This window comes from Lentibacillus salinarum, assembly GCF_042679865.1.
GTDB lineage: Bacteria > Bacillota > Bacilli > Bacillales > Amphibacillaceae > Lentibacillus > Lentibacillus salinarum.
Genome location: NZ_JBHTNH010000019.1, coordinates 97,695 through 111,946 on the forward strand (window position 1 = coordinate 97,695; position 14,252 = coordinate 111,946).

Sequence of the window (14,252 nt, forward strand, 5' to 3'; positions counted from 1 at the left end):
AATACATACAATACACCTGCTATGCTTGAATGTCAAGGAGGAATTTTCAAAACTTAGCGTCAAGTTTATCATGTTAAAAAGTTTATATGTTACCTGACTTCAAACGAAGGTGATAATAAACGACTAGATGCAGGAAGCTTGGGTGCAGTTGTTGTTCTTTTCTGTTAAATTGGAAGAAGCGTTTAAAAATTGGACTATCGGACAAAGTGGCCGGAATAGCTTGGGACTAAGTGAATTAGTAGCGGGGAATATCAGAGGAAACGGCCCTATTTTCAACTGGCTCTTTAAAACGCCTGAGTCATTAAATGCAGCTTTGGGATGGGTTGCTATCTTTTCAAGAGGAGGATTTCATGGTCAATGCTTATATCATGATGTTGTTCGTTGTTGTGTTTTATGCCGGTAACATTTTAACCGGAAGGGCGATTAATGAGCTCCCGCCGTTTACGATTGCGTTTTTCCGTTTGGTGGTCGCGTTTTTGGTGATGCTGCCATTTGGCCTTCGCAGTGCGTGGGCTTATCGGGATAAATTCAGGGAATATAAAAAGCCTTTTTTGCTTATGACACTGACAGGGATCACGTTTTTTAATACGTTCATATATGGTGCATTGCAGTTTACAACGTCCACAAACGTTTCGGTGCTGGAAACGGTTATTCCTGTCGCGACTGTCGGGTTGAGCGCGTTTCTTTTAAAAGAACGGCTCCGAAATAGCCAAATAGTCGGGGTTCTGTTATCGCTTTTCGGTGCTGTTTGGGTGGTGCTGGATGGCCGGATTTTTTCGATCGCCGGTATGAACTGGAATATCGGTGATAGTATTATGATCGGCGCCGTCGGATCATGGGCGGTCTATTCGATTTTGGTTAAACAATATATGTCCTTATTCCCGCAATTCGGGGCACTTTTTGTGATGAGCGGCATTTCCATTATCGTGCTTTTGCCGATTGTCGCGGTTGAATGGCTCGTTGCTGGCGTCCCATCGCTATTGATCGAGCCAGCGAACGTAGCGGGGATCGCTTATCTCGGTCTGTTTCCCTCGTTCATTGCTTTAATCTTTTATAACCGTGCTGTTGGCGTACTGGGTGCTTCACAAGCTTCGGTATTTCTGAACTTCCTGCCGATTGTGACGATGGTCGGGGCCTGGTTATGGCTGGACGAAGCGATCACGATGATGAAAGTGGCTGGTGCTCTGGCGGTTATTACTGGGGTCATGCTGACGACAGGAAACAGCGGAAAACGACAGAAGCATCTTTACGGGAAACAGCATCAGGAAAAAGCAATTGACTAGGGGGGTATCGCGCGCGGCCATAACGATTGTTTAGAGGGGCAAAATTTTTGATGCAACCGATCACTTATAATACCGGTGATTTGGGGCAAATTATTAACATGTCATACGTTATGGAGGTGAAATCATGCAATTGGATGGGCATATTATTTCCGGCGAGTTCGATGAATCTGCAAATGCGTTTTTGCTCCGGAAAGTGAAGCATCTTTCCACAGCGTCAATTCTTAATAAGAAGCAATTGCATGCCCTGACCGATTATCTACATAAACATAAACATGAGGATGATGGTCAGGTTCTGACATTATATGATCAAATTCTTGTTCGTTTAAACCAGGAAGAAGTTGAGCATTTTTTAAATGATCTTGATAAAGTCAAAACCTGGTATCATTAAATCATATCTGGTCGGAAGTCACGTCATTAAAAGGATCATGCTCATCCCGTCAGATCGTAACGTTTTCTGGTTTTATGCAAGTTCAGCAGGTTGTCCAGCTGCTGACTACACTTTATTGTTCTTTTATCCGTCAAGCCGTATTTCATCCCCAGGTTAATCATTTCTTTTCGTTTAAAGGAGATAGCCTTTTTTAAATTCTGTCGGGTTGGCTCTGGTTCCAAAATATGCATTGCGATCAATCTTCCTTTCGAACTATGTAAAGATTTAGGACGTTTGGCTCAAAACGCACAAAACCTATTATGGCACGCCTGAAATAAAATGCAACCATTTCTGCAAACAAAGTCAAAACATTACAAAATACGACATATGATCAGATGATGAAGCGGTTAACCAGACACGAATCATCATGACATGCCGGATTTCCAGCAGACAATTAGACAATAACGCCCTTCAGCAAGTGCTGCAAAATTTGCTTGTCGATATGGATTTGACCATGGGGCTCACTGGCCAAAAATCAGTTGCAGAACGTGACCGGTCCATGCTTCAAAGAGCAACCTGAGTATAAAAATGTGTGGCAGCGATGCTTTTAGTGGTGGACTGCCGTATTGTCATCAGTGATTCCATTCTTCTAAAACCGCACCGATATCTCGTCCGTGAATGACCTGGTCTGCATACATATCGAGCTCGGTTGGCTCCTTGTTGACGATCACCAGCCGGGCACCATTGTTCTTGGCGATCAGCGGGAATTGATTGGCCGGTGTCACGCTTAATGACGATCCCAGCACAATGAACAAGTCGGCTTTCTCCGCTTCAGACAGGGCAAACTGGAAAGCGTCCTGTGGCAGTGTTTCCCCGAATAAGACGATGGAAGGCCGCAAAATGCCGCCGCAACCACAATAATATTCCTGATTGACATATTCATCACTGTTGTATTCCTTGCCGCATGACTGGCAGTGCAGTTTTGTTAATGTGCCATGCAGTTCAGCGACGTTTTGACTACCTGCCTTCTGGTGAAAACCATCAACATTTTGGGTAATAATGGTTTGGATGCGGTTTTGTTTTTCCCAGTCGGCTAAAATATGATGTCCTTTATGCGGTTTGTAATCTTTTACACTGAGCACACGCGTCCGGTAAAAGTCGATAAATTCTTCAACATTATGATTTAATGCATCAGTACTGGCAATTTTGCTTGGATCTTTTTGTTTCCATAATCCTTGGTTGGCCGAGCGGAAATCAGGCAATCCACTTTCTGTTGACATGCCGGCTCCGGTAAACACAACAGTATTGTTTGATTCGTTAAGCCAATTCTTGATCACGATTGTTACCTCCAAATGACTGTTATCATCTCTTAGGGATAATGTATCACCTAAAACATTATGTCACAATGGCCGCTTCCTACTAAAAGGGAGGTAGAACTTTTTAGTAAATTATGAAAGAATGGATGATAATCGTCGTTAGCGTATATAACTATCGATACGTTAATTGAATGGCTGACATTATTTACGGTTGATGAATTTATAACAAGTGTCACTGTCCCGCTTTCAACGGAAATGGCAGCAGCTTTTCTATTGGCACTTATTGAATATGCTTTTAATGATGAAAGTAAGATAGAAAGGTTGGGACATAAAACATAAGAACCTTCCTATATATATAATCGTTTTCCAACGCGTTCTGGGGGCGTAAATATAAAAATTTTATCCGGTGCCCCTTTTCGGGATTTTTGAACGATTATAGGAATAGGAAGGGAAATCACAAGGAGGGCGTAAAGCATATGAAACGATTGTTGAACTGCGCCGCATCTGACTTCAATGACATGGATGGCCGGCAGTTAAGGCAAGCGATTGATGCTTCGGAAGGCAGGGTGATGTTATCTGAAGTGGTTTGTGCATCAACGCCGCTTTATCCCGGGCTGACAAATGCAGAGTATGCGGCTGCTTTTGGAGCTGATCTGATTTTGCTGAATTTATTTGATGTTGATCAGCCATACATCGAAGGGCTTTCCATGAATGATTCGAAAAATGCGATAACGGAACTGAAAAAGTTGATCGGCCGTCCTGTCGGGATTAATTTGGAACCGGTTGATCCTGATGCGGATAATGCGGAGACATTGGCTAATCTACCGACAGGGCGTACCGCTGCTTCTGAATCGCTGGAAAAGGCGAGAGAATTGGGTGTTGATATTGTCTGCTTGACCGGTAATCCGAAGACAGGTGTGACAAATACGGCGATATTGAAATCAATCAGGCAGGCAAAAGACATTTTTCGGGATGACGTCATGATTATTGCTGGAAAAATGCATGGAGCTGGAGTGAGAAACGAAGCTGGCAGCGGTATCGTGAGCAAAGATGTCGTAACGGAATTCGCTCAGGCGGGCGCTGACGTGATTCTTCTACCATCAATTGGCAGTGTGCCGGGGACAACACTGACTAAGACAGAACAACTCGTTCAAGCCGCCCACGAACAGGACGCGCTGGCCTTAACGGCAATCGGCACAAGTCAAGAGGGTTCAGCAAAAGAGACAATTCAACAAATGGCACTGCAAAATAAAATGGCAGGAGCCGACATTCATCATATCGGTGATGCCGGGGCGCATGGCATCGCTGTTCCGGAAAATATTATGGACTATTCGATTGCCATTCGTGGGAAGCGACATACGTATGTCAGGATGGCTGAGTCGATTAACCGGTAACAAAGACGCATATAATGAAACGTTTTCCGGTTATGATCGTCTATAGAAAAAAGAGCGAGGCGGGGTTATGATGAAAAAAGAGTTGTTCATGTTCATGTTAAGTATAGGGCTGTTACTGACTGCCTGCAGCAACGAATCGGAAGAGCATGATTCAATGACCGACCAGGCTGACATGGATATAGAGGAATCCGAAACCGAGAGCACCACGTTAAACGCTACAGATGATGCCAGTATGGATAAAAATGTGCCGACTGATCAGGAACAGCCTGAATCCAATGAAGAAAATGCGGCACAACAAGCGGATGAAACCAATCAGGATGACCGGAAAGTCATTTATACAGCAAACCTTCGTATCGAAGTGAAGGACTACCAGAAAACGGTGGATGCCATTCAGGCCGATGCATCAGACAGTGGTGGTTATATTGTTGAATCGAACATGCATGAAGGCAACGAGGAAGGACTGACGACCGGTCGGGTGACAGTGCGTGTGCCACAGGATCAATTCCAAGCGTTTATTCAAATGGTGGAAGACGGCAGCAGCAACGTTTTGGAAAGCTCAACCTCAGGCCAGGACGTGACAGAGGAATATGTTGATTTGGAGTCCCGTTTAGATTCGAAACAGGTGGTCGAGGAAAGACTTCTGTCGTTTATGGAGCAAGCTGACGAGACGGAAGATCTGTTAAAAATCTCGGATGATCTCGCTGACGTACAACAGGAAATTGAGGAGATAACGGGGCGGATGCATTATTTGGACAACAAAGTGGACCTGGCAACTGTAACGATCCGTATTGAGGAAAATAACGTCAGCCTATCCGGTGAAGACGATTTGAATACATGGGACAAAACAAAAGGGCAGTTCATGAAAAGTATTAATTTCTTGCTCTCGGTATTCTCAGGATTGTTCGTCTTCATGATTGGCGGTTTACCGGTTTTAATAATACTGGCTATTATCGGGGGAGGCGCTTTTTGGATGATTAGAAAGCGGAAAAAGCGTCATCAGGAAAATGAATGAAAAGTACCCCCATGCTTAGTGCAGATGGGGGTACGCTAGCTTATTATTCGATTTGCTCTTGTTCATTTTGCAATTCTTCCATGCTGATCATGTCAGCATTATCTTTAACATCATCCGGAACGGTAACTTCCTCTTCAACTTTTCCGATGATTTCAGTTGTCATATCCATATCCATGGTCATGTTCACATCTTCAATCGGCATCTCAATTTCCATTTGCTGTTCTATTTTTGATTGTTCAAAGGATTCTTTGTCGATGTCATATGTTTGATGCATGTTCTTGATTTGCATATCTTGAAGGGCATTTCCGGCCCCCATTTGCTGTAATTGCTGTTCCATCGTTCCTTCAAGCTGTTCCATGGCAATATCCATCACTTTGGCGGAAGCTTCTTCATCCAGATTCATTTCAACAACATATTCGTTGTCTTCTTCTTGCATACTGATAAATTCACTTTCATCATTGCCATCTGACAGTTCCGTGATCATGTCTTTAAATTGTTCCATTTGTTCCGTTGGATTTTGGCCCTGGCTTTGCTGGGCAAACTGGTCCAGATCCATTCCTTCAATGCCAATCCATTGTCCCTCTGCTTCGGTATACATCACATTATCAACATAATAACTTTCAATCGGCATTTGCATACCCTGCATATTGGTTTCGCCTGACATCTCCATAGTCATCGGGTCAAGCGTCATTCGGGCGCTCATATTCATTGTCTGATCAAAAGATTCTTCCTGTTCACCCTGCGTAACGGTGACATTTTGTTGCATATCGGACGTGTATTCCATGCCCGGCCAATCCTGCATAGCTTCACTTGATTTAATGACCACATCTTCAGCTGTAAGTTCTTCTTCTTGCTCTTCCTGTTCTGTTTCCTCTTCTGTCGCCTCAGTGTTTTCGTTTTCGTCGTTGCTACCGGATGCATCTGAGTCTGACTGTCCGCAGGCGGCTACCAGTAGCATGATAAAAGTCATGATTAAGAATATGTTCAGATTTTTCTTCAATAAAAAAACTCCTCTCCGCAAGTGTTAATGTAACCCGGGCTCGGCCTAAGTAAAGCGCCTACTCACCGGGGTTTATCTGATACTGAATTGCATTATACAATAAAATGACGTCGTTTGATATGAAACTTTTGACCTCTTCAAAAACGCTACTTATTTACTAGTTTTTTGCGAGTGGTGCTTTTTATCAAATGTGAAAATGAGATAGCCGATTAACAGCAATAAAATAACTTGTGTGGAAGACATGATGATACGCCTTGTTTAATTCTTCCTTAGCGATTCCCTGTATGTGGAATGATAAACGATATGGCGGGATTGGAAGCGTGTTTTACGTGTGCTTTCATGGCCATCTGCTGTTTGTCTGAAATTGCTTAAATTTGATGTCCGCTACCCGTCACAGTCTATGATGTCGTTCTATTGGCTTTTGTCCTCGTATATGCTTAAAATGAGTAATAGACTAATATTTTGAGAGGAACGTCACAATGGGGGTCACCACAAAGGCGCTAAGATTTTGCATCTTACTTTATGCCCTGCTGTATTTTATTACCTATTTTCTGGAAAACGAACGATTGACAGGATTACATGCGATTATCGGTCTTTTTATGCTACTTTTATCGGTTATTCATTTAAAAATACATCATTTCAAACTACCGCTTTTTCTGTTACTGACCGGATTCACGATTATGCTGGTGTTTGCAGAAGGGTCTTTCCCCGAAAATTTGCAAAGTGGTCTGCTGCAAATGCGTCATATTATTGGCCTTTTGGCTGTTGTACCGATGATCAGCTGGGTATTGCGGTCTGAACCTTATGTTGAGGAAATTATTGGCTTAGCACATAATTTTCTCGATACAAGCCGTAAATTTTATACCGGTGTCATGTTCTTCACACATATCATTTCATATTTCTTGCTGTTTGGTTGCATCCCGATGATGTATCACTTTGTTAATGACATATTGAAAAATCAGCGGGGAGAGGAATGGGAAAAATATAAAGGAACGGCATTGCTGCGTGCGTTTGCGCTCTCAACCTTATGGGTTATCAGCATACCAAGCTTTGCGTTTGCAGTGGAGGCACTGAATGCTTCGCTGTCTGTCACGATTTTACAGGGTTTTTTAGTAACAGCAGCAGCGATGATTGTGGCAATCGTTTTTTCGTATTTTGAAGAAAAGCGTTACAGTATTGATCTGACAGCCGAAATCAAAACGGAGATCGATACAGTGCTTGAGAAATTTTCAAACAAGAAGCAGCAGAAGCGTAAGACGCTGGAGTTTGGCTTTCTGTTCATCACGCTGTTCGGGACGATTTTTCTGACGTATGAAATGCTTAGCGTGGAACTGATGATACTGATTCCAATCGTCATTATCATCTGGTCTGGTATTTATTTTCTGGTTAAGAAACGACCGAAAAGACTGCTTTCGGAAATGAAAGAATACTATCTGAATGGGCTATCATCACAGGCTTATCAATTCAGTGTGCTGACATCGGCGGGTGTCATGATATTCAGCTTAAATCAAACGGGAATTGGGACAGCGATTGTCGAGGGCGTTTATGCACTTCAGGAAGTAGTTCCGTTTATCAATATATTATACTTTTTGCCGCTGATTGTTATCGTGCTAGGTTTTATGGGACTTGGACCGCTGACAGTCATGGTTCTGGTTGCCGGTATTCTGGAAAGCATTTCATTGCCGTACCCGCCCGAGCTGATTGTGCTGGCGGTTACTTCTGGAAGCGCGATTTCAATTCTATTATCACCGCTGATCATGCCAGTCATTGTGCTGAGCGGAACGAACGGTTTGAGTCCATTAAAAAATGGTCTTAAATTTAACTATAAATATGCGATTGTGTTATACGTGATGGTTCAGGTGTATGTGCAGTGGATGGCGAATGGTTGAAGAGAATTTTTAAAATTGACAGTATAGATAAACAAACGTATACTTATAATAAGAATAAGGTACCGAGTAGCGCAAACTACCCAGTACCAGCAGTTGCAGACCGCATAAAGAGCGGTTGACCGATACAAGATGTTTTTAGCTCTAGAGAAGTAAGCGCACTATCTGGTCAATGGGCGGTTACTTCTCTCTCTTTAGATAGACGACAATTGTTACGATTAATGTCAGGGTTGTTGTTATTGCAAGACTGAATTGTGCAATTAAACTAAGTGCTTCATATGTCGTCATATTACCACCTCCCTTCCATGGGAGATGGTCAACCGCCCACTATACTATGCAACTGCTATCAATATAATATCACACTATATAAAAAGTAGACAGTAAAACAGAAAATACGTTCGTTTATTTGGTATGCCGCATTAAGGTATACCATTCTTTATATAAAAGGAGTCCCCCATGAAAATCGTCGTCACAGCAGATACGCATTTGAAAGAAGCCGGAAAACTGCCGGCAAGGCTTACGTCAGAACTCCAATCAGCCGATTTCATTATTCATGCAGGTGATTGGAAAACGGCCGATGTCTATACAGCGGAACGACAATGTTCATCAAACCGATCGGAAACGGCATCGCCATGAAAAAGATCATGATTGTTCCATGTGTTGTGAAGATTTCATTATAATGCTGGGCGTTCAGGAAATTCATATCCGGAAAGGCCAGCTGTATTCGCATCATCAGTGCGTCAGTACCGGCGCGGAACAGCATCAGCCGGAATCCGCCAACTTCAGCGCGAGCGAAGAAACTTCAGCCTGAAAACAGAACAATAAGTACACAGCTAAAGTATAATAGCTCGACACTAAAACAGGATCATAAAAAAACAGCTGCATTCTCATCCGAAAATGCGGCTGTTATCCAGATTAATCATCAGTCATTGTCTTTTTAAAACAAATGAACATAAATAGTGCTGCGGCAGCAACCCAAATGGTTATAATGCCCAGCGGAAGCCATGAGCTGTTTTCGTGCGCCTCGATTGCCTGCATGACTGGAAATGTATCGAAAATGGTCATGACGATACTGTCTTCAGAAAATCCGAGCTGTCCAATCATCGGTGTAAAACCGAACAGGAACATAACCGGCATCATATAGACATATGTGGAGGCAATCGATTTTGAAAATAGTCCGATACCGATACCGAGTAACAAGAAGAACAGGAATTGCAAAATTAATCCAATGATGGCCCTGGTGTTCAAGAACGGGTCAATGCCAAGAATCATCAGTGATACAACAAGGGCTGCGAGTGTTATAAGACCTGTCACAAGGCTTTTGCCGATAATGATATCAATAAAAGAAGCTGGTGACAGAATTAGTCCGCGCAATGTTTTCTTTTCATTTTCCTCTGCTATCATCATCATCATACAGGTTGATGTGACCGCCGAAAAAGTCACCCCGACAATCAAATAGAGCAGCGTAAGTGGAAACTCTTCAATGCCCATCTGGTCATAAATTAACGCCAATATGACAGGAGTCAACGGCATTGTCAACAGCATCATATTTTTCATGAAGTCCTTGATATCTTTTTCAAAAATGGCACTTATTCGTTGAACATTCATTATACCAGCTCCTTCCCGGTCACTTTTAAAAAGATTTGGCCAAGTGTCGGATTATCCGTATGCATCTCTTTCACTTGTCCGCTTGCGATTAGCTTTTTGATTTGATCGGCATTGCTGCGCTCATTGTCAATGACCAGTTTATCACCGGCAAATGTTTCCACATGAAAAGCATGCGTCGAGTATTTGTAGCGAAGTGCGCCCGGGCTGTCCAATTCCTGAAACTCGCCATTGTGCAGAAATGCAACACGGTCACATAACACTGTCGCCTCTTCCATGTTGTGCGTTGTTATAAAAATCGTTGTTCCGGCTTCGTTCAACTTTTGCAGCCCGCGATGAATTTGTGCTGCGTTGCCGGGATCAAGCGCAGATGTTGGTTCGTCCAAGAATACAAGTTCTGGTTTATGAATGAGTGCTTTGGCGAGCAATACCCGCTGCTTCATCCCTTTGGACAACTTTGAAATTGGTTTTGACCGCTCATCCTGTAAATTTACTTCCTGGAGCATGGTATCAATTTGTTCCAGGGGTGCGTCATACAGCCTGCAGAACAGTTTTAGGTTATCGTAGACAGTTAGACGCTCATACAATGAACTGTTATCCGATAGTATCCCGATCTGTGCTTTAAAATCAGCTGTTCTGAATCGGTCTGAATCAAAACCGAGCACTGTCACGTCACCGGCCGTCTGTCCAAGCTCGCCGGTCAAAATTTTGATCGTTGTTGTTTTGCCAGAACCGCTTGGCCCGAGCAGCCCGAAAATTTCACCCCTTTTCACATTGAAACTGACATGTTTAATGGCGGTATTTCGGCCAAACACTTTCCGCATTCCCTTTACTTCGATTGTATTTTCCAACTGAAAACCCCCTCCGATGTACTGCTTTAATCATAGTGGATCGTTCCCATGGGCGCAGTCATATCGGAACGGAATGTACCAGAAGGAGGCTGAAATGTACCGGATTCAGATTTGAAAAACGCCTTTATGAACTGTTTGTTTCTATTGGTGGGATGAACTGTACCGATTCAAAGCTCATGTTCAGAATGCAAGAGCAGCGCGTCTCGAGCTTAAAATTCCGTGAACTGTACCTATTTAAGGCTGAATTTTTCCTGGATATCCTGTATTTTGGTCCGTGACAACGGGATCGTTGACTGGATCGGATTGTCAATTCTGAGTGAATATGTGTTTTTCGACCATGTAATGATTTCGCGTACTTTTTGCAGGTTTACGATGTATGATCGATGGCAACGGTAAAATCCGTAAATCTCTAATTTCTTTTCAACTTCCGTCAGCGTAGAATCCATCGCGTACGATTCATCATTGATGACAATCATGGCTTTTCCATCCTGACTTTCGATATAATCGATTTCCGGCGGATCAAATAGAATCATTTTATCATCTACCTTCGCTGGGATTTTGAATAAATTTGTGGTCGTTGGTGTGCCGCGACTTTCAACTTCAGGTTCATGTTTCTGCCCGTCATCAATTTCAATTGGCTGCATGCCTTTTTTCTGTAGTTTGTAGGCTGAATCGCCAAGCAGTAGCGCGTGTTCCATGTTGGAAACTAAAACAAGGACAGGTATACTATTGTCCTTGCTCTTTTGAAGCATATTGATAAATGTGTTGATTGTCCTGATATCTACACCATGAATCGGTTCCCGGAAGATCATCGGATTGACACCGCTCATATAATACTTGGCATAGTAGACCCGACGGATGTCAGATTCTGAGCACTTATATAAAGCCGTTTTGGCACAGCTTTGCAGTTCAAACAGCACGAGAATTTCCGGCAGAGGTGTTTTGGAGCCGAACCATTTATGATAAAAAGCGATATTTGCTTCCACTGTCAAGCGTTCGTATAAGCCCTCCTGCTGATCAAAAACGGGAATTTTAACATTGTTTCGTAGAACTTTCACCAGCTCTGCCTGCATGTCCGTATCGCTGTATATGGCCGCAGTATATGAATCTTCGATGAATAGGGAAAAGGGTGGAAGCAGCTCACTATTCATCATCTCATCGTCAATCTTAAAATATGTCATTAATCCAGACTCCTGTTCAAATAAAAAATCGGTTAAACGTAAATGTAGTATAACATGAAGTGAGTAGGCAGGGATTTATGATTTAAAATCCAAGATAATTTTCCAATTGTATTCTAATGTTATTCACATGGTTCTCTTACAGGATTCGGATTACCATCTTCTGGTTCTAAACCTGGTGTATTCCTTAGAAGGATTGTGGTGTATCTGGTTAGATGTACCATTTTTTTGTATGTCTCTATTATTAATTGCACGACATTCCTGGGAAACGGATCCAGAAAGATCTTACATTTGGTGCATCCAATAATAAAGCACTGAATACATTTAGCGTATTAACATAAAGAAAGCTGAAAAATGGAATCAATATGCAAAGTAAAGTATTTTTTCCATTTTGCTGTTTTTATGATTGACAATATGATTTTACTACTCTAATATTGTGAATAATTTAACGATGCTGAGTTGAAGGGAGAAGAAGTTGTGGATGAGAAGAAATCGACTAAGGAAAATGAGCAGACAGATCAAAGCAATCAAAAGAAATATTCGTTAAAACGACTATTTAAACTTCCACATGTGTTTGTGCTTTTATTTATCATTGTCGTCCTCGCATCTATTTTAACTTATATTATTCCAGCGGGAGAGTTTGACAGGGTGGAAGATCCAACAACTGGACGAACCATTGTACAACAGGATTCCTATCAGCAAGTGGAACAGGACCCTGTTGGAATTGTAGAGGTTCCTGGTTTATTTATAACTGGATTGAACGAGGCGAGTGACATCATTTTATTTATATTTGTGGTCGGCGGCGCATTCCAGATTATAACCGCTACCGGTGTATTTGATTCCATCATTAGAAAAATCACCAATATGCTCGGGAATAAAGAAGTTTTAATTATACCTCTGTTCCTCATTCTTTTTTCAATTGGCGGTTTTACCATTGGTATGACTGTTGAAGGAATGGCTTTAATACCTTTAGCAATAGCGCTTGCAAGATCACTTGGCTATGATGCGATAACCGGATTATCAATGGTGTTTATAGGCATGTACGTCGGCTTTATTTCAGGGTTAATGAATCCATTTAATGTCGGCGTAGCGCAACAGATTGCTGAGCTCCCAATCTATTCGGGGATGTGGTTGAGGGCGATTATTCTGGTTGTGCTTTTAATTACCGCAAGCATTTATATTATTCGTTATGCTAATAAAGTAAAACGGGATCCATCGAAAAGTATCGTCAGGGAGATGGAACTAAAAGCCGATACGAAAGATCGAGTTGTAGGTTCAACCCAAATTCAAATGAGGCATTATTTTGTCCTGATCACCATTCTTTCTGGTATTTGTCTGCTTGTGTGGGGAGTCGCAAACAGAGGCTGGTATATTGATGATATTGCCGCCTTATTCATTACGATGGGGGTTGTCTCAGGACTCTTTGCAGGGTTAGGCCCCAGCCGTATTGCTGAGGAATTCATTGAAGGTGCAAAAGCGTTTGCGCTGGGTGCATTAATTGTTGGTGTGGCTAGGGCAATCCCGGTGGCTTTGGAAGAAGGGCTAATCATCGATTCTGTCATTAATGGTTTGGCGAACATTGTTGTCGTGTTTCCGGAATCTATCCAGGTTGTAGGGTTGTTTTTGACACAAACCATTATTAATTTTTTCATCAACTCGGGTTCCGGGCAAGCTGCTGCAACCATGCCGATTATTGCGCCATTAGGGGATTTGATTGGTATTACCAGACAAACCGGTGTTTTAACGTTTCAACTGGGAGATGGATTTACTAATCTGATATTCCCAACAGGCACGACATTGATGGCCTATCTGGCTGCGTCCGGCGTCCCTTATGAGAAATGGATTAAATTCATTTGGCCTCTTGTTCTTATGTTTATCGCCATAGGGGCAATTTTTATCGTCATAGCAGATATTATTCAGTATTAATTTTATTTTTTCAGGACTGGAAAGTGCGATAGATGGTCGTTACTGGGCGGGACAGCCCGTCCTTATATATATTGACCCTGTCCAGAAGTGTTACTGTGTATACTATCGCGATTTTGCTTCGAACGATAACGTTTTAACACCAATCTACAGCAATTTCAGGTAAATCTACAGCGGAGTTAGTCGCGTTATCAAAATAGCAGCCGCAACGTCCGGAAAGAGGTCTTCTTAAGGCCAATACAACCGAAAGAGCTGAGAGGGGACTTCAGAAACAGCAGGGCGGTCACATGAGCGTTTCTCGGCAAAATAAAAAGGGAACTGCCGGCACCGATTAACAGCCGACAGTTCCCTTTTCTGCCATTTCCTTAAAGAAGCCTTTTTAAAAATACAGGGCCACTGCCAATTGCATAAGTGAACGTCAGGCTCATGTTCTTCAT

The 14,252-nt window shown here is 42.5% G+C and carries 16 protein-coding genes and 1 pseudogene; 9 read left to right on the plus strand and 8 right to left on the minus strand.

Annotation, left to right across the window (positions count from 1 at the left end):
* Positions 1–127: 127 nt before the first annotated feature.
* From ACFQ4A_RS09095 to ACFQ4A_RS09105, 3 genes are all read left to right on the plus strand, one after another.
* Positions 128–403, plus strand: a complete 276-nt coding sequence (locus tag ACFQ4A_RS09095; RefSeq protein ID WP_382399755.1) for a hypothetical protein — start codon at positions 128–130, stop codon at positions 401–403.
* Positions 351–1,283: a DMT family transporter gene (locus tag ACFQ4A_RS09100; RefSeq protein WP_382399757.1), complete on the plus strand. Its 933-nt coding sequence runs from the start codon at positions 351–353 to the stop codon at positions 1,281–1,283. The genes ACFQ4A_RS09095 and ACFQ4A_RS09100 overlap by 53 nt, the downstream gene beginning before the upstream one ends.
* 124 nt (positions 1,284–1,407) lie before the next feature.
* A complete protein-coding gene (locus tag ACFQ4A_RS09105; RefSeq protein ID WP_382399759.1) occupies positions 1,408–1,671 on the plus strand; it encodes a hypothetical protein in 264 nt (87 codons plus the stop codon).
* A gap of 41 nt (positions 1,672–1,712) precedes the next feature.
* On the opposite strand, the gene ACFQ4A_RS09110 is transcribed toward ACFQ4A_RS09105, so the two are convergent.
* On the minus strand, positions 1,713–1,901 hold the full coding sequence (locus ACFQ4A_RS09110) for an aspartyl-phosphate phosphatase Spo0E family protein (RefSeq protein ID WP_382399761.1): 189 nt from the start codon (positions 1,899–1,901) through the stop codon (positions 1,713–1,715).
* 381 nt (positions 1,902–2,282) lie between these two features.
* Positions 2,283–2,987 carry an NAD-dependent protein deacylase gene (locus tag ACFQ4A_RS09115; RefSeq protein ID WP_382399763.1) on the minus strand — a complete coding sequence of 235 codons (705 nt, stop codon included), beginning with the start codon at positions 2,985–2,987 and terminating at the stop codon, positions 2,283–2,285.
* 147 nt (positions 2,988–3,134) lie between these two features.
* Here ACFQ4A_RS09115 and ACFQ4A_RS09120 point away from each other — a divergent pair, with 147 nt between their 5' ends.
* The 3 genes from ACFQ4A_RS09120 (at position 3,135) to ACFQ4A_RS09130 (ending at position 5,372) form a co-directional block, all read left to right on the plus strand.
* Positions 3,135–3,305: a YrvL family regulatory protein gene (locus tag ACFQ4A_RS09120; protein ID WP_382399855.1), complete on the plus strand. Its 171-nt coding sequence runs from the start codon at positions 3,135–3,137 to the stop codon at positions 3,303–3,305.
* 137 nt (positions 3,306–3,442) lie between these two features.
* A complete protein-coding gene (locus ACFQ4A_RS09125) occupies positions 3,443–4,360 on the plus strand; it encodes a DUF7916 family protein (protein WP_382399765.1) in 918 nt (305 codons plus the stop codon).
* Positions 4,361–4,430: 70 nt separating this feature from the next.
* Positions 4,431–5,372, plus strand: coding sequence for a DUF4349 domain-containing protein (locus ACFQ4A_RS09130; RefSeq protein WP_382399766.1), 942 nt, complete (start codon positions 4,431–4,433; stop codon positions 5,370–5,372).
* Between the two features lie 43 nt (positions 5,373–5,415).
* Here ACFQ4A_RS09130 and ACFQ4A_RS09135 read toward each other — a convergent pair whose 3' ends face one another.
* On the minus strand, positions 5,416–6,372 hold the full coding sequence (locus tag ACFQ4A_RS09135; protein ID WP_382399768.1) for a DUF6612 family protein: 957 nt from the start codon (positions 6,370–6,372) through the stop codon (positions 5,416–5,418).
* A 479-nt stretch (positions 6,373–6,851) separates the two neighbouring features.
* Here ACFQ4A_RS09135 and ACFQ4A_RS09140 point away from each other — a divergent pair, with 479 nt between their 5' ends.
* The gene (locus ACFQ4A_RS09140; RefSeq protein ID WP_382399770.1) at positions 6,852–8,261 is read left to right on the plus strand and encodes a hypothetical protein; all 1,410 of its coding nucleotides are present in this window, start codon (positions 6,852–6,854) and stop codon (positions 8,259–8,261) included.
* A 177-nt stretch (positions 8,262–8,438) separates the two neighbouring features.
* Here the strand turns inward: ACFQ4A_RS09140 and ACFQ4A_RS09145 are convergent, their stop codons facing one another.
* Positions 8,439–8,546, minus strand: coding sequence for a putative holin-like toxin (locus ACFQ4A_RS09145; protein WP_324223390.1), 108 nt, complete (start codon positions 8,544–8,546; stop codon positions 8,439–8,441).
* Positions 8,547–8,714: 168 nt separating this feature from the next.
* Between ACFQ4A_RS09145 and ACFQ4A_RS09150 the strand changes: the two genes are divergently transcribed.
* Entirely contained in the window at positions 8,715–8,894 is a 180-nt protein-coding gene (locus ACFQ4A_RS09150; protein WP_382399772.1) for a metallophosphoesterase family protein, read from the plus strand.
* Here the strand turns inward: ACFQ4A_RS09150 and ACFQ4A_RS09155 are convergent.
* The 4 genes and pseudogenes from ACFQ4A_RS09155 to ACFQ4A_RS09170 form a co-directional block, all read right to left on the minus strand.
* Positions 8,845–9,021 (minus strand): annotated as a pseudogene (locus ACFQ4A_RS09155) (cbb3-type cytochrome c oxidase subunit I); the annotation flags it as partial. The gene ACFQ4A_RS09150 and the pseudogene ACFQ4A_RS09155 overlap by 50 nt on opposite strands.
* A gap of 152 nt (positions 9,022–9,173) precedes the next feature.
* Positions 9,174–9,866 (minus strand): ABC transporter permease, encoded by a 693-nt coding sequence (locus ACFQ4A_RS09160; RefSeq protein ID WP_382399774.1) that lies wholly within the window; start codon positions 9,864–9,866, stop codon positions 9,174–9,176.
* Complete coding sequence (locus ACFQ4A_RS09165) at positions 9,866–10,714, minus strand: ABC transporter ATP-binding protein (RefSeq protein WP_382399776.1); 849 nt, start codon at positions 10,712–10,714, stop codon at positions 9,866–9,868. The genes ACFQ4A_RS09160 and ACFQ4A_RS09165 overlap by 1 nt, the downstream gene beginning before the upstream one ends.
* Positions 10,715–10,944: 230 nt before the next feature.
* On the minus strand, positions 10,945–11,895 hold the full coding sequence (locus ACFQ4A_RS09170; protein ID WP_382399778.1) for a LytTR family transcriptional regulator DNA-binding domain-containing protein: 951 nt from the start codon (positions 11,893–11,895) through the stop codon (positions 10,945–10,947).
* A 474-nt stretch (positions 11,896–12,369) separates the two neighbouring features.
* On the opposite strand from ACFQ4A_RS09170, the gene ACFQ4A_RS09175 reads away from it, so the two are divergent.
* Complete coding sequence (locus tag ACFQ4A_RS09175; RefSeq protein ID WP_382399779.1) at positions 12,370–13,818, plus strand: YfcC family protein; 1,449 nt, start codon at positions 12,370–12,372, stop codon at positions 13,816–13,818.
* Positions 13,819–14,252: the final 434 nt, after the last annotated feature.